Annotated in this window: 18 protein-coding genes; 7 read left to right on the top strand and 11 right to left on the bottom strand. The window is 73.0% G+C overall.

The genetic code is table 11. The features are described from left to right. The first annotated feature begins 70 nt into the window (after window positions 1–70). Complete coding sequence (locus ACYQ8Q_RS03885; protein WP_460073160.1) at window positions 71–1207, top strand: methyltransferase; 1137 nt, start codon at window positions 71–73, stop codon at window positions 1205–1207. Here ACYQ8Q_RS03885 and ACYQ8Q_RS03890 read toward each other — a convergent pair. Continuing rightward, the gene (locus ACYQ8Q_RS03890; RefSeq protein WP_460061886.1) at window positions 1194–2030 is read right to left on the bottom strand and encodes a class II fructose-bisphosphate aldolase; all 837 of its coding nucleotides are present in this window, start codon (window positions 2028–2030) and stop codon (window positions 1194–1196) included. The genes ACYQ8Q_RS03885 and ACYQ8Q_RS03890 overlap by 14 nt on opposite strands. 20 nt (window positions 2031–2050) lie before the next feature. Then, entirely contained in the window at window positions 2051–2926 is an 876-nt protein-coding gene (locus ACYQ8Q_RS03895) for an SIS domain-containing protein (protein WP_460061889.1), read from the bottom strand. An 84-nt stretch (window positions 2927–3010) separates the two neighbouring features. Between ACYQ8Q_RS03895 and ACYQ8Q_RS03900 the strand changes: the two genes are divergently transcribed. Beyond that, complete coding sequence (locus tag ACYQ8Q_RS03900) at window positions 3011–3790, top strand: DeoR/GlpR family DNA-binding transcription regulator (RefSeq protein WP_460061892.1); 780 nt, start codon at window positions 3011–3013, stop codon at window positions 3788–3790. Window positions 3791–3900: 110 nt separating this feature from the next. Here ACYQ8Q_RS03900 and ACYQ8Q_RS03905 read toward each other — a convergent pair whose 3' ends face one another. From ACYQ8Q_RS03905 to ACYQ8Q_RS03915, 3 genes are all read right to left on the bottom strand, one after another. Next, entirely contained in the window at window positions 3901–6249 is a 2349-nt protein-coding gene (locus tag ACYQ8Q_RS03905) for an MFS transporter (protein ID WP_460061893.1), read from the bottom strand. Window positions 6250–6428: 179 nt separating this feature from the next. Continuing rightward, window positions 6429–8327, bottom strand: a complete 1899-nt coding sequence (gene htpG / locus ACYQ8Q_RS03910; protein ID WP_460061895.1) for a molecular chaperone HtpG — start codon at window positions 8325–8327, stop codon at window positions 6429–6431. A gap of 78 nt (window positions 8328–8405) precedes the next feature. Then, entirely contained in the window at window positions 8406–9197 is a 792-nt protein-coding gene (locus ACYQ8Q_RS03915; RefSeq protein ID WP_460061897.1) for a class I SAM-dependent methyltransferase, read from the bottom strand. A gap of 164 nt (window positions 9198–9361) precedes the next feature. Here ACYQ8Q_RS03915 and ACYQ8Q_RS03920 point away from each other — a divergent pair, with 164 nt between their 5' ends. From ACYQ8Q_RS03920 to ACYQ8Q_RS03930, 3 genes are all read left to right on the top strand, one after another. Then, window positions 9362–10576 (top strand): sensor histidine kinase, encoded by a 1215-nt coding sequence (locus tag ACYQ8Q_RS03920; protein WP_460061899.1) that lies wholly within the window; start codon window positions 9362–9364, stop codon window positions 10574–10576. After that, on the top strand, window positions 10573–11205 hold the full coding sequence (locus ACYQ8Q_RS03925; RefSeq protein ID WP_460061901.1) for a response regulator: 633 nt from the start codon (window positions 10573–10575) through the stop codon (window positions 11203–11205). The genes ACYQ8Q_RS03920 and ACYQ8Q_RS03925 overlap by 4 nt, the downstream gene beginning before the upstream one ends. Before the next feature lie 139 nt (window positions 11206–11344). After that, a complete protein-coding gene (locus tag ACYQ8Q_RS03930) occupies window positions 11345–12118 on the top strand; it encodes an SDR family NAD(P)-dependent oxidoreductase (RefSeq protein WP_460061903.1) in 774 nt (257 codons plus the stop codon). Between the two features lie 17 nt (window positions 12119–12135). Here the strand turns inward: ACYQ8Q_RS03930 and ACYQ8Q_RS03935 are convergent, their stop codons facing one another. Then, window positions 12136–12879 (bottom strand): GntR family transcriptional regulator, encoded by a 744-nt coding sequence (locus ACYQ8Q_RS03935; RefSeq protein WP_460061905.1) that lies wholly within the window; start codon window positions 12877–12879, stop codon window positions 12136–12138. Window positions 12880–13030: 151 nt separating this feature from the next. Here ACYQ8Q_RS03935 and ACYQ8Q_RS03940 point away from each other — a divergent pair, with 151 nt between their 5' ends. Further along, window positions 13031–13987 carry an alpha/beta fold hydrolase gene (locus tag ACYQ8Q_RS03940; RefSeq protein ID WP_460061907.1) on the top strand — a complete coding sequence of 319 codons (957 nt, stop codon included), beginning with the start codon at window positions 13031–13033 and terminating at the stop codon, window positions 13985–13987. Here the strand turns inward: ACYQ8Q_RS03940 and ACYQ8Q_RS03945 are convergent. Genes ACYQ8Q_RS03945 through ACYQ8Q_RS03965 form a run of 5 tightly spaced genes read right to left on the bottom strand, consistent with a single transcriptional unit; the run spans window position 13984 to window position 18896 of the window. Beyond that, window positions 13984–14487, bottom strand: a complete 504-nt coding sequence (locus ACYQ8Q_RS03945) for a carboxymuconolactone decarboxylase family protein (protein WP_460061909.1) — start codon at window positions 14485–14487, stop codon at window positions 13984–13986. The genes ACYQ8Q_RS03940 and ACYQ8Q_RS03945 overlap by 4 nt on opposite strands. 18 nt (window positions 14488–14505) lie before the next feature. Continuing rightward, the gene (locus ACYQ8Q_RS03950) at window positions 14506–15969 is read right to left on the bottom strand and encodes a carboxylesterase/lipase family protein (RefSeq protein WP_460061912.1); all 1464 of its coding nucleotides are present in this window, start codon (window positions 15967–15969) and stop codon (window positions 14506–14508) included. Then, a complete protein-coding gene (locus ACYQ8Q_RS03955; protein ID WP_460061914.1) occupies window positions 15966–17186 on the bottom strand; it encodes an amidohydrolase family protein in 1221 nt (406 codons plus the stop codon). The genes ACYQ8Q_RS03950 and ACYQ8Q_RS03955 overlap by 4 nt, the downstream gene beginning before the upstream one ends. After that, on the bottom strand, window positions 17183–18004 hold the full coding sequence (locus ACYQ8Q_RS03960) for a fumarylacetoacetate hydrolase family protein (protein ID WP_460061916.1): 822 nt from the start codon (window positions 18002–18004) through the stop codon (window positions 17183–17185). Before ACYQ8Q_RS03960 ends, ACYQ8Q_RS03955 begins: the two co-directional genes overlap by 4 nt. Window positions 18005–18011: 7 nt before the next feature. After that, the gene (locus ACYQ8Q_RS03965; protein ID WP_460061919.1) at window positions 18012–18896 is read right to left on the bottom strand and encodes a fumarylacetoacetate hydrolase family protein; all 885 of its coding nucleotides are present in this window, start codon (window positions 18894–18896) and stop codon (window positions 18012–18014) included. Window positions 18897–19002: 106 nt separating this feature from the next. Here ACYQ8Q_RS03965 and ACYQ8Q_RS03970 point away from each other — a divergent pair, with 106 nt between their 5' ends. Beyond that, window positions 19003–19743, top strand: coding sequence for an SDR family NAD(P)-dependent oxidoreductase (locus ACYQ8Q_RS03970; RefSeq protein ID WP_460061922.1), 741 nt, complete (start codon window positions 19003–19005; stop codon window positions 19741–19743). Window positions 19744–19767 lie beyond the last annotated feature (24 nt).

A 19767-nucleotide genomic window follows, 5' to 3' on the forward strand; every position in this document is an offset into this window, starting at 1 on the left:
CCTCCCCCACCGCACCGACACCGGGTCTGAGCTGCGGCTGGGCTAGCCTTGGGGCACCATGAACGACCGTATGACGACGCCGTGGGGCGAGGTCGCCCTGGCCCGCTTCCCCGAGGATCCACGCGACCGGCTGCGTGCCTGGGACGCCTCCGACGCGTATCTGCTCCGGCATCTCGCGGAGCGGGACGTGTCCCTGTCCGGCACGGTCGTGGTGCTGGGCGACCGCTGGGGCGCGCTGGTCACGGCGCTCGCGGCACACCATCCGGTGCAGATCACCGACTCCTGGCTGGGGCAGGAGGCGACCCGGGCGAACCTCGCCCGGGCCGGTGCCGGACCCGGCGCGGTGCGGCTGCTCACCACCCAGGACCCGGTGCCCGAACGGATCGACCTGCTCCTGGTCCGGGTGCCGAAGAGCCTGGCGCTCCTGGAGGACCAGTTGCTGCGGCTCGCGCCCGCCGTCCACCCGGGCACGGTCGTGGTCGGCACCGGCATGGTCAAGGAGATCCACACCTCCACCCTGAACCTGTTCGAGCGGATCCTCGGCCCGACCAGGACCTCACTGGCCGAGCAGAAGGCGCGGCTGATCTTCTGCACCCCGGACGCGTCGCTGTCCCTCCCCGCGAACCCGTGGCCGTACCTCTACGACCTTCCCGGCGACGTCGGACCGCTGTCGGGCCGCCCGGTCGTCAACCACGCGGGGGTCTTCTGCGCCGACCGGCTCGACATCGGCACCCGGTTCTTCCTCGGGCACCTGCCGGAGACGGACGGCACGCGCCGGGTCGTGGACCTGGGCTGCGGCAACGGGATCGTGGGGACGGCGGTGGCGCTGGCCAACCCGCAGACCGAGGTGCTCTTCACCGACGAGTCGTTCCAGGCGGTGGCCTCGGCGGAGGCGACCTTCAAGGCCAACGGGGTGCCGGGGCACGCCGAGTTCCGGGTCGGGGACGGGCTGACCGGGGTGCCGGACGGCAGTGTGGACGTCGTCCTGAACAATCCGCCGTTCCACTCCCACCAGGCGACCACGGACGCGACGGCCCGGCGGATGTTCACGGGCGCCCGGCGGGTACTGCGGCCCGGCGGGGAGCTGTGGGTGGTGGGCAACCGCCATCTCGGCTACCACATGACGCTGAAGCGGCTGTTCGGGAACTGCGAACTGGTGGCCGGTGACCCGAAGTTCGTGGTCCTGAGGGCGGTCAGACGCGGATGAACAGCCGCAGGGTCCGCTCCACGGTGCGGGCCATCGCCTCCCGCCCCGCCGTCAGGTAGCGGCGCGGGTCGACGACGGCCGGTTCGGCGTCCAGGAACTCCCGGATCGCGCCCGTCAGGGCCTGGTTGAGCGCGGTGCCGATGTTGACCTTGGAGATCCCGCCCGCGACGGCCGCGGTGAGCTGGTCGTCGGGGACGCCGGACGAACCGTGCAGGACCAGCGGCACGTCGACGGCCTCGGCGAGCCGCGCCAGCAGGGCGTGGTCGAGGGTGGCCGTACGGGTGGTCATCGCGTGCACGCTGCCGACGGCGACGGCCAGGGCGTCCACGCCGGTGCCGTCGACGAAGGCGCGTGCCTCACCGGGGTCGGTGCGGGCCCCGGGCGTGTGCGCGCCCTTGCCGCCGATCTCCCCCAACTCGCCCTCGATCCACAGTCCTCGGGAGTGCGCCCAGCGGACGGCGGCGCCGGTCGCGGCGAGGTTCGCGGCGTACGGCAGGCGGGAGGCGTCGTACATCACCGAGCTGAACCCGGCGTCGGCGGCCTGGCGGAGCAGGGCGTCGCTCCGGACGTGGTCGAGGTGCAACGCGACCGGTACGGCGGCCTGTTCGGCGATGCCCAGGGCGGCCCGGGCCAGCGGCAGCAGTCGGTCCCGGCGGAACGTGACGGCGTTCTCGCTGACTTGGAGGACGACGGGCGCGCCGACGGCCTCGGCACCGGCGGCCACGGCCTCGACGTGCTCCAGGGTGATGATGTTGAAGGCGAGGACGGCGGTACCGGCCGCGCGGGCGCGGGCGACCAGCTCGCCGGTGGTGGTGAGGGGCACGGCAGCTCCCGGTCGGCCGGTCAGAGGATGACGGAGCGGGTGAGATGGCGGGGGCGGTCCGGGTCGAACCCGCGGGCGGCGGCGACGGCCACGGCGAGCCGCTGGGCGCGGACCAGTTCGGCGAGGGGGTCCAGGGCCCCCTGCACCCACAGTGTGCCGGTGTCGGCGGCCTGTCGGGCCAGCCCGTCGGGTGCCTCGCCGATCATCCAGGTGGCCGTGCCGGAGGTGCTGACGCTGATCGGGCCGTGCCGGTACTCCATGGCGGGGTACGCCTCCGCCCAGGCGCGTGCGGCCTCGCGCGTCTTCAGGGCCGCCTCGTGCGCCAGGCCGACGGTCCAGCCGCGCCCGAGGAAGGTGAACTGGCCGCATTCCAGGAGCCCTTCGGGCAGTGGCTCGGCGAGCGCGGTGCGGCAGTCGGGGACGGCGGTGTCGGGGTGCAGACCGAGGTGGGCGCGCAGGAGGGTGAGGGCGGTGGTCGCGAACCGGGTCTGCACGACGGAGCGTTCGTCGGCGTGGTCGAGGACGACGAGCCGGTCGGCCGTGTCGCCGACGGGGGTGTGCGGGTCCGCGGTGACGGCGGTGGTGGGCGTACGGCCCCGCAGTCGGGCGAGGAGGTCGAGCACCTCGGTGGTGGTGCCGGAGCGGGTGAGGGCGAGGACCCGGTCGTAGGGCCGGTGGTGGGGGAACTCGGAGGCGGCGAAGGCGTCCGTCTCGCCCTGCCCGGCGCCCTCCCGGAGGGCGGCGGCCGCCTGGGCCATGAAGAACGAGGTGCCGCAGCCGACGATCGCCACCCGCTCCCCCGGCCGGGGCAGCTCCCGCGCCCACCGGCCCGCTTCGGCCGCGGCCCGGGTCCAGCACTCCGGCTGGCTGCTCAGCTCGTCCTCGACGTGGGTCATGCCCCGCCTCCCGCCGACGGTGATTGTTCCTGCAAGATAGAGCCGGTTTTCGAACAACTTCAAGCATGCGAACGGAGACGGCCGATGTCACGCGACGCCCGCTGGAAGGCGCTGCTGGAGCTGCTGGTCGAGCGGGGCCGGCTGGACGTGGAGGAGGCGGCGGCCGAGCTCGGGGTGTCGGCGGCGACCGTCCGGCGGGACCTCGACCAGCTCGCCGAGCAGCAGATGCTGGTCCGTACGCGGGGCGGCGCGGTGGTGCACGGGGTGTCGTACGAGCTGCCGTTGCGCTACCAGACGGCCCGGCGCGCCACCGAGAAGCAGCGGATCGCGCGGGCGGTCGCGGATCTGGTCGGCTCGGGCGAGACGGTCGGGCTGACCGGGGGCACGACCACGACGGAGGTGGCGCGGGCACTGGCGGTGCGCGCCGATCTCGCGTCCGGCACCCCGGCGCTGACGGTGGTGACCAACGCCCTGAACATCGCGACCGAGCTGGCGGTGCGCCCCCAGTTCAAGATCGTGGTGACGGGCGGGGTGGCGCGGGCGCAGTCCTACGAGCTGGTCGGGCCGCTGGCGGACGGGGTGCTGGGGCAGATCACCCTGGATGTGGCGGTGCTCGGGGTGGTGGCCTTCGACGTGCGGGACGGTGCCGCCGCGCACGACGAGTCCGAGGCGGCCGTGAACCGGATGCTGTGCGAACGCGCCGGGCGGGTCGTGGTGGCCGCCGACTCCGGCAAGCTGGGGCGGCGGGCGTTCGCCCGGATCTGCGCGGCCGACGCGGTGGACACCCTGGTCACGGACACGGGAGCGGACGCGGAGACGGTCGGGCGGTGCGAGGAGGCGGGGATCCGGGTCGTCGTGGTGTGAGGCGGCCGGTGCGGACGTCTGTTGCGGGGCGGGGTGGCCGGGGCGGCCGGGCTGAAGGACCGGCACCCGAGTGGGGCGGATGCCGGTCCGCTCGTGAGGCGGCGCGGGGGCTACTCGCCCGCGTGGGCGAGTTCGATGTCGTGGTCGTCCACGTCACCGCCGCCGAGGCTGACCCCGGTCGCACGGGCCGGGTAGCCGGTCGCGATCACCGTGTACCGGCCGCCGTCCAGATCGCCGAACGCGTACGCGCCGTCGCTGCCGGTCGTCGTGGCGGCGACGACGTTCCCGGCGGCGTCCACCAGTGTCACCCGGGCGTCGCCGAGCGGGGCGCCCGCGCCGCGTACCGTGCCCCGGACCTGGGCGCCGAACCGCAGCTCGACGTCGACCCGGGTGAGACCGGTGGCGCCGATCTCCACGGGCAGCGCCAGGGGCGGGTGCTTGGGCGAGCCGACGGCTACGGTGACCGGTCCCGGCACCAGGTCCGCCACCGCGAACTCGCCCAAGCCGTCGGTCCGCACACTGGCCAGGACGTCCCCGCGCCTGTCCGTGACAATCACGACCGCCCCGGCGACCGGAGCGCCGCTCTCGGCCGAGCGCACCGCTCCGGCGAGTCCGCTGCTGCCGACGAGAAGGACGTCGTACGTCACCGGCGCCGCCCCCGCCAGGACGGTCGTCGCCTGCGGCTGGTGCCCCTCGGCGGCGGTGATCAGTACATAGCGGCCCTCCCCCGGCGCGTCGAGGGTGTAGGAGCCGTCGGCGGCGGTGACCGCGCGGCCCAGCTGCCGTCCGCCCAGCGAGATCAGGGTCAGCGCCGCCCCGGCGACCGGAGCGCCCTCCGCGCCCCGCACCCGCCCGCGCACGGGGTGCGCGCCGGCGCCCGGCTGCCCGTCGTCGAGCCCCGGCACCGTGGCGACCAGCTCGGCGACGGCGCGGGCCAGCGGGACGGCGACGGCCGCGCCGACGGCCCGCTCGTCCGGCCCCGCGGCCCGCGCCGTCACCGCGGCGGGCTCCTGCGCCGCGGGCCGCTGCCCGGGAAGGAACGCGGCGACCAGCAGCGCCAGCACCGCCGCCCCCGACCCCACCGCCATGACCACCTTGAAGCCGTTCTCGGAGGGCAGGGCGACCGTGCCGAAGGTGGTGGTCATCCGGGCCAGGATCACTCCGGCGACGGCGCTCGCGGTGGAGGTGCCGATGGAGCGCATCAGCGTGTTGAGGCTGTTCGCGGCGGCCGTCTCGGAAGGGTCCACCGCGCCCATGACGAGTGCGGGCATGGCGCCGTAGGCGAAGCCGATGCCGGCGCCGACGACGCAGGAGACCAGGACGAGCTGCCACACGGCGTCCATCAGCACGACGCCCAGTCCGTACCCGGCGGCCACGGTCACGGCCCCGATCATCAGGGTCGTCTTCGGGCCGCGCGCGCCGGACACCAGCGCGGACAGTGGCGCGGTGGCCATCATGACCAGGCCGGTGGGTGCCATGACGAGTCCGGCGGTCAGCAGCGACCTGCCCAGACCGTAGCCCGTCGCCTCAGGCAACTGGAGCAGCCGGGGAAGGACCAGGGACATCGCGAACATGGAGAAACCGAAGGCCAGGGAGGCGAGGTTGGTCACCAGCACCTGACGGCGGGCGGTGGTCCGCAGGTCCACCAGGGGCTGTCGGACGCGGAGTTCGAACAGGCCCCACAGGAGGAGCACCACGGCCGCCGCGCCGAACAGGGCCAGCGTGGTGGCGCTGCCCCAGCCCCAGTCCGCGCCCTTGGAGATGCCCAGCAGCAGACAGACCAGCCCGGCCGCCATGCCGAGGGCGCCCACGACGTCGAAGCGGCCGCCGGCGCGCACCGGCGACTCGGGCACGCACAGCGGGACGAGCACGGCGGCGACCACGCCCAGCGCGGCGGACGTCCAGAACAGCGCGTGCCAGTCGAAGTGGTCCGCGATCAGCGCGGCGGCGGGCAGCCCGAGGGCGCCGCCGACGCCCAGGGAGGCGCTCATCAGCGCGGTGGCCGAGCCGAGCCGCTCGGCGGGGAGTTCGTCGCGCATGATGCTGATGCCGAGCGGGATGACACCGGAGGCGAGGCCCTGGAGCGCCCGGCCGACGACCATCGGGGCGAGGGTGTCGCTGAGGGCGGCCGTGACGGATCCGGCGACCAGCATGACCAGGCCGACGAGCAGCATGCGCCGTTTGCCGTACATGTCGCCGAGCCGGCCCATGACGGGGGTGGCGACGGCGGCGGCGAGCAGGGTGGCGGTGACCGCCCAGGTCGCGTCCGAGGCCGACGCGTCCAGCAGCCGCGGCAGTTCGGGGACGATCGGGATGACCAGCGTCTGCATGAGCGAGACGACGATCCCGCCGAAGGCCAGCACCGCGACGACGAGACCCGGCCGCCGGGCGGCGGGCTCCCCCGTCTCCGCGGGTGTGGAGCCCCCCGCCGGGGCGGGCGTGGGATACGCGTGGGACATGGTGGGGGGCCTCCGTGGGGGGATGCGTTCCAGCACGAACTGCCCAGCATCGTAGGCCCAGTTGATTGACTCAACCAATCAGAATGTTCGGTGTGCGGGCGGTGAAGATTCCGGGCGGGGGCCGCCACGCCACCCCCGCCCAGAACTATGCGAAATCAACCGCAATCACCCGTCAACCGCTAGAGCGCGCGCTCCAGCCGTTCAGCGACGAGCTTCACGAACCGGCCGGGATCCGTCGGCCGGCCGCCCTCGGCGAGCACCGCGAGGCCGTGCAGCAGTTCGGCGGTCCCGGCGAGCCCGGAACGGTCCTCGCGCTCCTGGTAGGCCTGGTTCAGACCCTGCACCAGCCGGTGTCCGGGGTTGAGTTCGAGGATCCTCTGGGCCTTGGGCACCTCCTGACCCATCGCCCGGTACATGTTCTCCAGGGCCGGGGTGAGGTCACCGGTGTCGGAGACGAGGCAGGACGGGGAGACGGTGAGGCGCGAGGAGAGACGAACCTCCTTGATGTCGTCGCCCAGCTGCTCCTTCATCCAGCCGAGGAGAGCGGCGTACTCCTCGCCCTGCTTCTCCCGCTCCTCGTCGGCCTGTTCGCCGCTGTCGCCGTCGAGGTCGACCTCGCCCTTGGCGACGGACTTGAGCCGCTTGCCCTCGAACTCGCCCACCACGTCGACCCAGACCTCGTCGACGGCGTCGGTGAGCAGCAGGACCTCGATGCCCTTGGCGCGGAACGCCTCCATGTGCGGGGAGTTCTCGATGCTCTCGCGGGACTCGCCGGTGAGGTAGTAGATGTCCTCCTGGCCGTCCTTCATCCGCTCCGTGTACGCCGTGAGCGTGGTGAGCCCGTCCGCGGCGTGCGTGCTGGCGAACGACGCGGCGGCGAGCAGGGTCTCGCGGTTGTCGGAGTCGCTGAGCAGGCCCTCCTTGAGGACGGAGCCGAACTCCCGCCAGAACGTGGCGTACCGCTCCGGGGCGTTCTCCCGCATCTCCTTGACCGTGGACAGGAGCTTCTTGGTCAGCCGGCGCTGCATCATCCGGATGTGCCGGTCCTGCTGGAGGATCTCGCGGGAGACGTTCAGCGAGAGGTCCGCCGCGTCGACGACGCCCTTGACGAAGCGCAGGTAGGGCGGCAGCAGCGCCTCGCAGTCGTCCATGATGAAGACGCGCTTGACGTACAGCTGCACCCCGCGCTTGTAGCCCTGGGTGTAGAGGTCGTGCGGGGCGTGCGAGGGCACGAACAGCAGGGCCTGGTACTCGAAGGTGCCCTCCGCCTGGAGCCTGACGGTCTCCAGCGGCTCGCGCCAGTCGTGGCTGATGTGCTTGTACAGCTCGTGGTACTCGTCCTCGGACACCTCCTCGCGCGAGCGCGCCCACAGCGCCTTCATCGAGTTGAGCGTCTCGGCCTCGGGCGTGGCGCCGTCCTCGCCCGGCCGCGGGACGGTGCGGATCGGCCAGGTGATGAAGTCCGAGTACCGCTTGACGATGTCCTTGATCGTCCAGGCGGAGGTGTAGTCGTGCAGCTTGTCCTCGTCGTCGGCGGGCTTGAGGTGCAGGGTGACCGAGGTGCCCTGAGGCGCGTCGTCGACGGTCTCGAGGGTGTACGTCCCCTCGCCGCGCGAGGACCAGCGCGTGCCGTGGCTCTCGCCGACGTGCCGGGTCACGAGGGTCATCTCGTCGGCGACCATGAACCCGGAGTAGAAGCCGACGCCGAACTGGCCGATGAGCCCCTCGGCGCTGTCCGCGTCCTGGGCCTCGCGCAGTTCCTTGGCGAACTGGGCGGTGCCGGAGTGGGCGATGGTGCCGATGAGCCGGCCGACCTCGTCGTACGACATCCCGATCCCGTTGTCCCGCACGGTGAGCGTACGGGCCTCGGCGTCGGTGTCGATCTCGATGTGCAGGTCGGTGACGTCGGCGTCGAGCGCGTCGTCCCGCAGCTTGGCGAGGCGCAGCTTGTCCAGCGCGTCGGAGGCGTTGGAGACGAGTTCGCGCAGGAAGACGTCCTTGTTCGAGTAGACCGAGTGGATCATCAACTGGAGAAGCTGACGGGCCTCTACCTGGAACTCAAACGTTTCGGTCGTCATGATTCGGGTGTACCTCACGGGTTGCGGGGACTCCTGGACTGGTGAGGGCCACTTTACAAAGGGCAGGTCGGGCGGCGTTCAGTCTTGGCCGAGGTCGTCCGCCCGGGAGACCCGGATCTTCGACTGTCCGTGCGGGAGCGCCTCCCAGTCCGTCATGAAGCGGGCCCGCAGCCCGTGTCGCTCGGCGAGGGCGAGCAGGGTCTCGGTGCGGTAGTAGAAGTCCTCGCGCAGCACGTGGTGTTCCTCGCCCTCGGTGCGGTCGAAGGTGAAGTCGAACCAGCCGCCCGGCGCGAGGACCCGCCCGACGTGGGCGAGGCACTCCTCGATGACCGGCAGCGGCGAGTGCGAGAAGACGCTGTGCGCGTGGACGACGTCGAAGTGGGCGTCGGGCAGGAAGCGCAGGGTCAGGTCGCGCACCGGGGTCAGACACGGCAGCCGTTTCTCCAGGCCCATCTCCACGAGGGTGTCCTGGGCGGCGACGAGGATGTCGGGCGAGATGTCGATGCCGGTGTAGTGGCCGGGTTCCAGATGCCGGATGAAGCGCCAGCCGCCGCGCAGGTTGCCGCAGCCGATCTCCAGCATGCGGTGCTCGGGGCGCAGCCCGTGGCCGACCAGGTAGTCGAACTGGAGGGCGCCGAGGGCCAGCCAGCGCTCGCGGTTGCGGCTGCCGACCGCCGCGTCGGGGTCGGCGCGGGTGTCGGAGCGCATCACCGCGCGGTAGTAGGAGATGTGGTCCGGGTGGCGGTACCGCAGCCACAGATCGCGGGCGGCGCGGGCGAGATGCCGGGGGACCCGGTCGGGGTGGCGCAGGGCGTAGCCGACGCGGTGGCCGAGCGCGGCACGGTTGGCGGTGAGGTTCCTGGCGGGCACGGTTCGCTGCCTTTCCGAGGTGGCGTGGTGGTCCCTGCCAGCTTCGGCGCCCGGACGGCGGTTCCGTCCCGGCCGACCGGCTGCGGCGGCGGGGCGGTTCGGGCGAGGGCGATGTCAGCCGATCGGTTGATGCGTTCGTGTGCCGGGCGCGTTAGACACGGAGGATGAGACCCACCCCTGCGGAGGAGCGGCTGCTCGCGGCGGTCGTGCACGTCGCGTTCCTCCTGCTGCTCGGCTCGTCGTTCGTCCGCTTCCTGAGCCGCGACCGGGGCGGTCCGCGCACCGGGTGGGTGGTGGCGCTGTTCGCCGTCTTCTGCCTCCTGTACGTCCTGGGTGCGGTCCTCGCGCCGGCGCCCCGACCGGGCTCGGCGCCGACGGGGCGGCATCTGGTGTGGCTGGGCTCGGTGTCCGCGGTCTGGGTGATCCTGCTGGTGCTCGCGCCCAGCGCCACCTGGTGTGTGATGCCGCTGCTGTTCGCGGGGCTGCACGCGCTGCCGCCGCGGCTGTCGGTGCCGCTGGCCGCCGTACTCACCACGCTGGTCGTGGTCTCGGAGGTGCGGGTGGCCGAGGGCGCGCTCAACCCGAACATGGTCGTGGCCCCGCCCGCCGTCGCCGCGGTCGCCACCGCCGTCCTGGTGCATCTGCAGCGTCAGGGGGCCCGGCAGCGGGAGCTGATCGACGATCTGGTGCGCACCCGCCGGGATCTGGCGGCCACCGAGCGGCGGGCGGGCGTGCTGGCGGAGCGGCAGCGCCTGGCCACCGAGATCCACGACACCCTGGCACAGGGCCTGTCCAGCCAGCGGATGCTGCTCCAGGCCGCCGAGCGGGTCTGGGCGACCGACCCCGGGGCGGCCCGGGACCATCTCGGGAAGGCCGCCGCGATCACCTCCCGTTCGCTGGCCGAGGCCCGCCGTTTCGTCCACGACCTGACGCCCGCCGACCTCGACGGGCGCTCCCTGCCCGCGGCGCTCGGCGCGCTCGCCGAGCGGGAGAGCGGTCCGGGGCTGACCGTGGCGTTCCGTCTGGACGGCGAACCCGGTCCGCTGCCCGAGCGGGTGGCGGCGACCCTGCTGCGGATCGCCCAGGGCGCGCTGGCCAACGTCCGCGAGCACGCGGCCGCGACCCGGGCCGCGCTGACCCTGACCTGCCTGGACGACCGGATCTTCCTGGACGTCGCGGACAACGGCCGGGGTTTCGACGCCGGGACGGCCGTCCGGTCCGCCTCCGACGGGACGCGCGGGTACGGGTTGCCCGCCATGCGGATCCGGGCCCGGCAGTCCGGCGGCACGCTCACCGTGGAGTCCGCCCCGGGCGAGGGCACGGTGGTGTCCGTGGCGGTCCCGCTCGTCCTCGACGCGCCCAAGGAGCCCGTTCGGTGAATACGCCTGTACGTCTGCTGCTGTGCGACGACCACGCCGTCGTACGGGCCGGTCTGCGCGCGCTGCTGTCCAGCGCCGAGGGCATCGAGGTGGTCGGGGAGGCGGGCGGCGGCGAGGAGGCCCTCGCGCTGGCCGCGCGGCTGAAGCCCGACGTCGTCCTGATGGACCTCCAGCTCGGGCCGGGGACGGACGGGGTGACGGCCATCCGGCGGCTGACCGCCGAGGGCTCGTCGGGACCGCGCGTGCTGGTGCTGACCATGTTCGACACCGATGCCGACATCACCCGCGCCATCGAGGCGGGCGCCACCGGCTATCTCCTCAAGGCCGAGCGCCCCGAGGAGCTGTTCACGGCGATCCACCGCGCCGCGGCGGGTCGTACGGCGCTGTCGCCGCCGGTGGCCGACCGGCTGCTGGCCCGGATGCGCAGCCCGGCGCCCGCGCTCTCGGAGCGCGAGCACGAGATCCTCGGGCAGCTGGCCCGGGGTCTCGGCAACCGGGAGATCGCCCGGGCCCTGTTCATCAGCGAGGCGACGGTCAAGACCCATCTCGGTCGGATCTACGGCAAGTTGGGGGTGGAGACCCGGGCCGGGGCGGTGGCGGTGGCCAAGGAGCGGCGGCTGCTGCCCTGAGGACGACACCACCCGTCAACTGTCGACAGAATGGCCTCTTGGGGCGCTCACACCCCTTGACCCCCGCATACTGTCGACACTAAGAAGGAAGGGCGAGCCGCGCCGCGTCTCGTACGGACGTTGCGGGAAAGGGGTCCACGTGACCGGCAGGCTCTCCGGGAAAGTCGCTCTCGTCACCGGTGCGGGGGCCGGGATCGGGCAGGGCTGCGCCCTGCTCTTCGCGGAGCAGGGCGCGACCGTCGTCGGCTGTGACATCGACGCGGCCGCGGCCGAACGCACCCGCAAGGAGGCAGCCGACCGGGGACTGGGCGTCGAGGTGCTCGCCCCGTTCGACATGACGGACCCGGCCGACGCCCGGCGCTTCGCCGACGAGGCGTACGAACGGCACGGCCGGATCGACGTCCTGGTGACCGCCGGGGCGATCGCCCCGCACATGGCGACGACCGCCGAGATGGACTTCGGCGCGCAGTGGACGCCGACCATCCGCGGCGAGATCGATGTCGTCTTCCTGCCCGTGCAGGCCGCGTGGCCGCACCTGGCGGCCTCGGGCGGCGGCTCGATCGTCAACTTCGCGTCGGTGAACGCCTTCCGGGGCAGCGGGACCTTCGGGATGGTCGCGCACTGCGCGGGCAAGTCGGCGGTGCTCGGCCTGACCCGTCAACTCGCCGTCGAGGGCGGTCCGTCGGGCATCCGCGCGAACACGATCTCACCGGGCATGGTGCGCACCCCGGCCACGGAGTCCGCCGGCGCCCACGACGGCGCGGCCCGCGAGACCCTGCTCGCCCGGATCCCGCTGGGCCGGGTCGGGACCCCCCGGGACATCGCCTGGTGCGCGGTGTACCTGGCGTCGGACGAGTCGGCGTGGGTGACCGGCGGGAACTTCCCCGTGGACGGCGGAGTGCTCGCCAGGTGACGGGTCCCCACCGGCCGTCAGGAGGCCGTGCGCCGCCGCCGTGCGGGCCCCCGGCCGCGTCCCGACGCGTCCTGCTCCAGCTGCTCCTCCACCGCCCGCTGCGCCCGCACCGTCGCGCCCGCGATCAGCGCGGCGGCCAGCTCCCCGTCGCGCTCCTCGACGGCCTGGAGCAGCCGTTCCTGGTCGTCCACGCTGTAGGCGAGGCGGCCGGCGCGGGTGAGGCTGAGGTGCCGCAGCATCAGGGTGCGCAGCGCGAGGGAGTCCAGGATCTGCTTGAGCGTGGCGTTGCCGACGATCTCCGTCATCCGTTCCTGGAGCGTCACATGGCTCCAGAAGTACCCGTCCACGTCGCCGTCGTCGGCCAGTTTCCGCATCCGCTCGACCCGGGTGCGCAGCTCGGCGATCTCCTCGTCGCCCGCCCGCTCGACGAGCAGGCCCGCGAGCATCGACAGGAGGTTCTTGCGCACCTGGTAGATGTCCCGGATGTCCTGCGGGGAGGGTGCGGCGACCCGGGGCCTGCGGCGGGCCTTCATCTCGACCAGGCCCTCCTGCTCCAGGAGCATCAGCGCCTCGCGCACCGGGGTGCGGCTGGTGTCGAACCGGCGTGACAGTTCGACGCTGTTGAGGTCCTGCCCGGGTTCGAGCCGCCCCTCGATGATGCCCGCGCCGACCCATTCGGCGATCTGCGCGACCAGCGGCTCGCGCCGGTCCCGCAGCCGCAGGAGGCGCTCCAGCACGAGGTGCGTGTCCTGATCGGTCATGCGGCACTTCTCCCTGCCTGGTCCGGGCTCACAGCCGGTTCAACGGTGTCGACACTATCTCACCCCGCGTCGCGCCCGATACGGGATCCCCCGCTTCCTGTCGACTTCCAACATTCCTGTCAACACCCGACGCCCATCCACCGGAGGAAGAATGAAGCGCGTACGCATCCGCCCCTCGGGGCCCGGCAGACGGGCGGTGGTCGGCGGCGCCGCACTGGCCGCTCTCACGACGACCGGTGTCCCGCAGGGTACGGCCTCGGCGGGCGCCGCCGGGGAGTCGTCCGAGCCGTGGGAGCCCGTGCCGGTGCCCGCGCAGGTGCCGGTCACCGAGTACCGGGTTCCGGTCTCCGGCGGCGGCAGTCTGTGGTGCTGGGACACCGGGGGCGACGGGGAGGCCGTCGTGCTGCTGCATCCGGGCTCGGGCAGCGGCGAGAGCTGGCCGTACCAGCAGCCGGCGCTGGCCGGGGCCGGCTTCCGGGTGATCGGCTACTCGCGGCGCGGGGCCCACCTCTCGGTCGCCGGCACCAGGGCGGAGGCCGACACCGCCTCGGGCGACCTGGACACGGTGGCCGACCGGCTGGGCCTGGACCGCTTCCATCTGTCGGGCTCGGCGGCGGGCGGCCCGGTGGCGGTCGACTACGCCCTCTCCCACGAGGAACGGCTCCTCAGCCTCACGGTGTCGGGCAGCGTCATGGGCCTGCAGGACACCGTGTACCAGGAGCTGACCGCGGCGCTCCAGCCCGACCCGTTCGGTGACCTGCCGGTGGACTTCAAGGAGCTGGGCCCCTCCTACCGGGGCGGCGACCCGGACGGGGTCGCGGCCTGGCTCGCGATCCACGAACGGGCCCGCACCGCCGACGCGTTCGCCCAGTCCCTCACCCACACCCTCACCTGGGCGGCCCTGGAGACGCTCACGCTGCCGGTCCAGCTGATCACCGGGGACGCCGACCTGTACAGCCCGCCGTCGGTGATGCGCCTCAACGCCGGTCATCTGGCGGACGTGCGCACGCATGTCGTCCGGGAGGCGGGCCACAACCCGCACTGGGAGCAGCCGGCCGCCTGGAACCGCCTCCTGATCCGCTTCCTCCGGCGGCACGGCGGCTCCTAGCCGGGGGGCTGGACGTCCAGGGCGACCAGGAAGCGGGACACCATGTTGTACGCCGCGACGGTCGCCGTCAGTTCGACCAGTTCCGCGTCGGTGAAGTCGGCGCGCAGGGCGTCGAACAGCTCGTCGGGGACGTGGAGGTCGCGGGTCATCGCATCGGTGTAGGCGATGACCCGGGACGTCCGGCCGCCGAGCTCGGGCTTCTCCCGGCGCAGCTCGGCCAGTTCGGCGTCGCCGAGTCCGGCCCGCCGTGCCTCGGGTTCGTGGGCGATCCATTCGTACGGGGCGCGGTTGAGGACGGCGATCCTCAGGATCACCGACTCGCGCAGGTCCGCGCCGAGCCGGAGCCTGCCCCGGATGGCGCCCAGGAGGCTGTTCCAGCCGTCGGCGAGCTGGGGGCTGTGCAGCAGCATCCGGTCGAGGGGGCGCAGTGCGCCGCCCCGGCGGTCGCGGATGCGGGCGGCGATCTCACCGGTGCCTTCGGTGTCGGGAAGTCGTGCCATGGGGGGATCGGGGTCCTTTCACAGGGGGCGGGGGCAGCGGGCCAGCAGCCGCATCGCCTCGGGGCGTTCGACGCCTCCGAGGCCGACCCGCTCGCCGAAGACCATGACCTCGTCCCCGGTGAGGGCGGGCCAGGCGGGCAGCCCTCCGCCGTTGGGGTCGGCCGTCTCGACGAAGCGCGCCCAGGTGTCGGCCATGGTGCGGGCCAGTGCCCGGTCGGTCTCGGTCCAGGGCCAGGCGCGGCAGTCCAGGGTGTCGAGGGCGTAGGGGAGTTCGGCGGTGTGGTGGACGCCGTATCCCGGCAGGCCGTCCCGCGGAGGGGCGAGGACCAGGTCGTCGGGCAGCGGGGGCCTGCGCGTGAACCGGTACAGCCAGGTCGGCGCGGTCCGGCGGTGGGCGGTGGCCCAGTGCCAGACGGGGTAGGTGAAGCGGCTCTCCCCGGTGAACCGACGGGCCGTGCGGCGGGCCTCGTCCGTGTCCCGTACGGGGTACACCTCGTCGGTGCCCGGTTCCACGGGGAGCCGGCGCAGCACGTCCAGGGTCGTGTACACGGAGCCCTCGTCGGTGTTGCTGCCGACCAGGAGCGGTACCGGGTGCTGGCGTCCGGCCGCGAAGACCGTGTCGGTGGGCTCGATGAGGACCCGGCCGTCGACGACCGGTCCGAAGTGGCCCCGGAGGACCAGTTCCACCCCGTCCAGCCGCCGCAGTCCCGCGAGGTCGCGGTCGCCGAACGTCTCCGCCCAGCGCAGTCCCTGCTTCTGGGCCTCGCCGCGGTCGGTGAGGGGGCCTTCGGCGCGGCCGACGCCCGAGGCGCTCTGGCCGAGGGCGGCCCGGAACAGGGTCCGGGCCGACGGCGCCGCCATGAGGTGGCAGATGTGGGCGGCTCCGGCGGAGTTGCCGGCGAGGGTGACCCGGTCCGGGTCGCCGCCGAAGGCCGTGATGTTCTCCCGCACCCAGGTCAGCGCGGCGACGATGTCCAGCAGCCCGTAGTTGCCGGTGGCGTCCAGGTCGTCCTCGGCGGCCAGTTCGGGGTGGGCGAGGAAGCCGAGGGCGCCGAGCCGGTGGTTCGGGGTGACCACGACGAGGCCGCGGGCGGCCAGCGCGGCGCCGTCGTGGATCTCCTGGCCGCCGTGGCCGTAGCGGTTGCCGCCGCCGTGGATCCAGACCATCACCGGCAGTGCGGCGCCGGGCGCCGGGTCGGGGGTCCAGACGTTGAGGTAGAGGCAGTCCTCGCTCATCACCAGCGCCCGCCGGTCGGCGAAGTTGGTGTGGTACATGATCGAGTCGCGGGGCGGCTGCGGCTGGAGGGGGGCCGGGCCGAAGGCGTCCGCGCGCCGCTCGCCGTCCCAGCGTGCGGCGCGCCGGGGCGGTCGCCAGCGCAGGTCGCCGACGGGCGGCTCGGCGAACGGGATGCCCCGGAAGACGGCGACCCCGCCCTGCCACTCCCCCGTCAGCCGTCCGCCGTCCGTCCTGGTCCGGATCACGCGGGCGCCTTGTGGAGCCGGCCGTCCTTCATGATCGCCGTCAGCCGGTCGCGGTCCTGGAGGAGGGCGATGTCCGCCAGCGGATCGCCGTCGACGAGGACGAGGTCGGCGAGGAACCCGGGCCGCACGAGGCCGAGTTCGCTCTCCATGCCCATGATCTGCCCGCCGTACCGGGTAGCGGCGCGCAGGGCCTCGGCGGGGGTGAAGCCGAACCAGTCGACGAACAGTTCCAGGTCGCGCAGGTTGCGGCCGACCGGGTTCCAGGCGAAGCCGTAGTCGCCGCCGGGCAGGACCCGTACGCCCCGCCGCACCAGCTCCGGCACCACCTCGCGCACGGCCGCCGCCGTCGCCTCGACCTCCATGCCCGGCTCGGGTTCGCCGCCGGCCTCGTGGAGGTTGGCGTGGATGATGCCGGGGGTGGGGGCGACGAAGATCCGGTCGCGGGCGGCTTCGAGGAGGTCGAGGGCCTCCTCGTCGGCGAAGGTGCAGTGGTAGACGGCCCGGATGCCGTGCCGGACGGCCATCTTGACCGACTCGGCGGCATGGGCGTGCGCGGTGAGCCACACCCCGTGCTTGTCGGCGGTCGCGGCCGCGGCGGCCACCTCCTCGTCCGTGAACTGGACGATCCGTGAGGTGCCCTGGACGACCGCGCTCTCCCCGGAGAGGGACAACTTGACGATGTCGACGCCGCGTTCGGCCATGTCGCCGACGAAGCGGGCGACCGACGCCGGGTCGGAGGCGCGTCCGTCGACGCCCGGGAAGTCGTAGACACCGGGCTCGACCATGCCGGCCGTGCCCTCCCAGGAGGCGGCCTTCAGACGCGGTCCGGGCATCCAGCCCTCGGCGAAGGCCTTGCGGGCCGCGGTCTCGGTCCCGGGGAGCCGGTTGCCGCCGGAGTACGCGCTCGTGATGCCGTGGTCCAGGAGCACCCGGCCGGCGTGGGCGACGAGCAGCGCCTTCTCCTCGTCCGGCTCGTCGCGGCGGCGCGAGAGGTGTTCGACGGTGGAGCCGAAGCCGAGGTGGGCGTGGGCGTCGACGAGTCCGGGGAGCAGGGTGCCGCCGCCTCCCTCGATCACCCGGGCGTCGGTCCGCAGGTCGCGCGGGAGCCGGTCGGAGACCTCGGTGATCCGGCCGTCCTCGATCAGGACCTGGGCGGGGAAGGGGTCGCGTCCGGTGCCGTCGAAGACCTGGACGTCGGTGAAGAGGGTGCGGGTCATGCCGTCGTCGCCTTCCGGAAGCGGTGCCGCATCTCGCCGACTCCCCCGATACGGCTGACCAGTTCGTCGTCGGGCGTCAGGAACCGCCGGGGGGTGCGCCGGTTGCCGACGCCCGCCGGGGTGCCCGTGAAGATCAGGTCGCCGGGGAGCAGGGTGCAGAACTCGCTGAGGTACGAGACCAGTCGGGGGATCGGGAAGATCATGTGGGAGGTGCGGTCGTGCTGCACGGTGTCGCCGTTCAGCGCGCAGGTCAGTTCGAGGTCGTCGCGGTCGGGGACCTCGTCGAGGCTGACCAGCGCGGGCCCCACCGGCCCGAAGCCCGGATGCGACTTGGCGAGCGAGAACTGGGCCGGACGGCCCGCGAGTTGGGCGAGGCGCTCGGAGAGGTCCTGGCCCACGGTCAGCGCCACGACCGGCTCCCAGCCCTTCTCCACCGGCACCCGGTGCGCCTCCCGGCCGATGACCGCGACCAGTTCCAGCTCCCAGTCGACATGTCCGGGCGGCAGCTCGACCGTGGTGTACGGGCCGGTGAGACAGGTCGGGAACTTGGTGAAGACGAGGGGGACCTCGGGTTCCTCGTAGCCCGCCTCGGCGGTGTGGGGGCGGTAGTTGAGGGCGACGGCGAAGATCTGCCGGGGGGCGGGGACGGGCGTCTCCAGCTCCGACTCGTCGTAGGGGCGCCCCCCTGTGGCGTCCCTGGACCAGTCGAGCAGTTCGTCCCAGCGGTCGAAGAGCCGCCCCTCGAAGCCGGACGGGACGTCGAGGGCGCCGTCCTCGGTCAGCAGCACGGTACGGCCCGCGAGTCGTGCGATACGCATCGGCCACTCACACCCAGTTTTCCGCGGGCGGCTCTTCGGTGCCGTAGGCGTCGCGCCAGGAGATCACCTGGTTGCGCAGCACCCCGAGGCCCTCGATCTCCGCCTCGACCACGTCACCGGGCTTGAGGTAGTTGGCGAACGGGTCCTCGGTGCTCGCCGCGACGCCCGCGACGGTGCCCGTGGTGACGAGGTCGCCGGCGCTGTAGGTCTGCGGGGAGTGGTAGGCGACCAGTTGCGGGATCGACACCGACATCCGGGCGGTGTTGGACTTCTGCCGGACGTCGCCGTTGACCCTCAGCTCCATGTCGAGGTCGTGCGGGTCGCCGATCTCGTCGGCGGTGACGATGTACGGGCCGATCGGGCAGAACGTCTCGATCGCCTTGGAGAAGGAGAAGACCCCCGACTCCATCTCCTTGCGCTGGATGTCGCGGGCGGTGATGTCGTTGAAGACCAGATAGCCCGCGATGTGCTCGGTGGCCTGCTCGGCGGAGAAGAAGCGGCCCGGCTTGCCGATGACCACGGCGAGTTCGAGTTCGTAGTCGAGTTCGCGGGTCAGGTTCGCCGGGTACACGATCGGCTCGTCGGGGCCGATGATCGCATCGACGTTCTGGAAGAACACGATGCCCTTGTTGACGGGGTGGGACCAGTCGACGCGGACCAGGTCCTCGTGGTGCTCACGGAAGTTGCCGGCCGTGTGGAAGAACTTCCTGGGCACGATCGGCGCCCGCAGCCGTACGCCGTCCAGGGCGAACGTCCGCCCCGTCTCGCGGACCCGCCCCTCCCACTCGAAGAACACCCGGGTGGAGGGCACTTCCAGCTCCACCACGGTGTCCCCGTCGAGGCGGCCCACCAGAGCGGCCTCCGGTCCCGCGTCGAACGTCACCAGCTTCATCAGAACCTCCCTAACTGTCGACACTCAGCCTGCCGATCACACCGTAGACCGTCAAGAGGCGTGCAAAGTGTGGACACAAAAGCGGAGCGTGGCTTACGGTCCGGACATGCGGACAACGTGGGACTTCGCGGGTACCCGCGCCCTGATCGCCGGAGCCGGCGGGATCGGCGCGACGGTGGCCCGGGCACTGGCCGAGGCGTACGCGGACGTGGTCGTCCTCGACGTGGACAAGGACCGGCTCGACGAGATCGCCCAGGACGGGGTGACCGGCCTGGCGACCGACCTCACCTCGGCCGACGCCTGCCGGGCGGCGGTCGAGGAGGCGGCAGAACTCCTCGGCGGGCTGGACGTGTTCGTCCACGCGGTGGGCGTCAACGACCGCAGACCCGTCCTCGAGACACCGGACGAGGTCTGGGAACGGCTGCTCTCGGTCAATCTCAACAGCGCGTTCTGGCTGGGCCAGGCGGCCGGGGCGGTGATGGTGCCGCGCGGGTACGGGCGGATCGTCTACCTCTCCTCCGTCTCCGGGCTGCTCGCCCACCGCGACCACGCGCCGTACGCGGCCACCAAGGGCGGGGTGAACCAGCTGATGCGGGTGATGGCCCGGGAGTGGGCGGCCGACGGGGTCACCGTCAACGCGGTCGCCCCCGGCTACACCGAGACCGACCTCACCCGCGCGTACCTCGCCCGCCCCGGCGTCCGCGACTCCCTGGAGTCCCTGGTGCCCGCCGGGCGCCTCGGCCGCCCCGAGGACCTCACCGGGCCGGTGCTCTTCCTCGCCTCCGCCGAGTCCGCGTTCGTCACCGGACAGGTGCTCTACGCCGACGGCGGGCGGACCCTCGTATGAACTCCCCCGCGACAGCTCACCCCT

Source organism: Streptomyces sp. YKOK-I1, assembly GCF_054660435.1.

What these genes read in the sequence shown, in the direction of transcription:
- ACYQ8Q_RS03970 (WP_460061922.1), top strand. Translation starts at nt 19,003, where the DNA reads ATGCGGACAACGTGGGACTTCGCGGGTACCCGCGCCCTGATCGCCGGA.
- ACYQ8Q_RS03885 (WP_460073160.1), top strand. Translation starts at nt 71, where the DNA reads ATGACGACGCCGTGGGGCGAGGTCGCCCTGGCCCGCTTCCCCGAGGAT.
- ACYQ8Q_RS03940 (WP_460061907.1), top strand. Translation starts at nt 13,031, where the DNA reads ATGAAGCGCGTACGCATCCGCCCCTCGGGGCCCGGCAGACGGGCGGTG.
- htpG (WP_460061895.1), bottom strand. Translation starts at nt 8,327, where the DNA reads ATGACGACCGAAACGTTTGAGTTCCAGGTAGAGGCCCGTCAGCTTCTC.
- ACYQ8Q_RS03935 (WP_460061905.1), bottom strand. Translation starts at nt 12,879, where the DNA reads ATGACCGATCAGGACACGCACCTCGTGCTGGAGCGCCTCCTGCGGCTG.
- ACYQ8Q_RS03905 (WP_460061893.1), bottom strand. Translation starts at nt 6,249, where the DNA reads ATGTCCCACGCGTATCCCACGCCCGCCCCGGCGGGGGGCTCCACACCC.
- ACYQ8Q_RS03895 (WP_460061889.1), bottom strand. Translation starts at nt 2,926, where the DNA reads ATGACCCACGTCGAGGACGAGCTGAGCAGCCAGCCGGAGTGCTGGACC.
- ACYQ8Q_RS03900 (WP_460061892.1), top strand. Translation starts at nt 3,011, where the DNA reads ATGTCACGCGACGCCCGCTGGAAGGCGCTGCTGGAGCTGCTGGTCGAG.
- ACYQ8Q_RS03965 (WP_460061919.1), bottom strand. Translation starts at nt 18,896, where the DNA reads ATGAAGCTGGTGACGTTCGACGCGGGACCGGAGGCCGCTCTGGTGGGC.
- ACYQ8Q_RS03955 (WP_460061914.1), bottom strand. Translation starts at nt 17,186, where the DNA reads ATGACCCGCACCCTCTTCACCGACGTCCAGGTCTTCGACGGCACCGGA.
- ACYQ8Q_RS03945 (WP_460061909.1), bottom strand. Translation starts at nt 14,487, where the DNA reads ATGGCACGACTTCCCGACACCGAAGGCACCGGTGAGATCGCCGCCCGC.
- ACYQ8Q_RS03960 (WP_460061916.1), bottom strand. Translation starts at nt 18,004, where the DNA reads ATGCGTATCGCACGACTCGCGGGCCGTACCGTGCTGCTGACCGAGGAC.
- ACYQ8Q_RS03920 (WP_460061899.1), top strand. Translation starts at nt 9,362, where the DNA reads ATGAGACCCACCCCTGCGGAGGAGCGGCTGCTCGCGGCGGTCGTGCAC.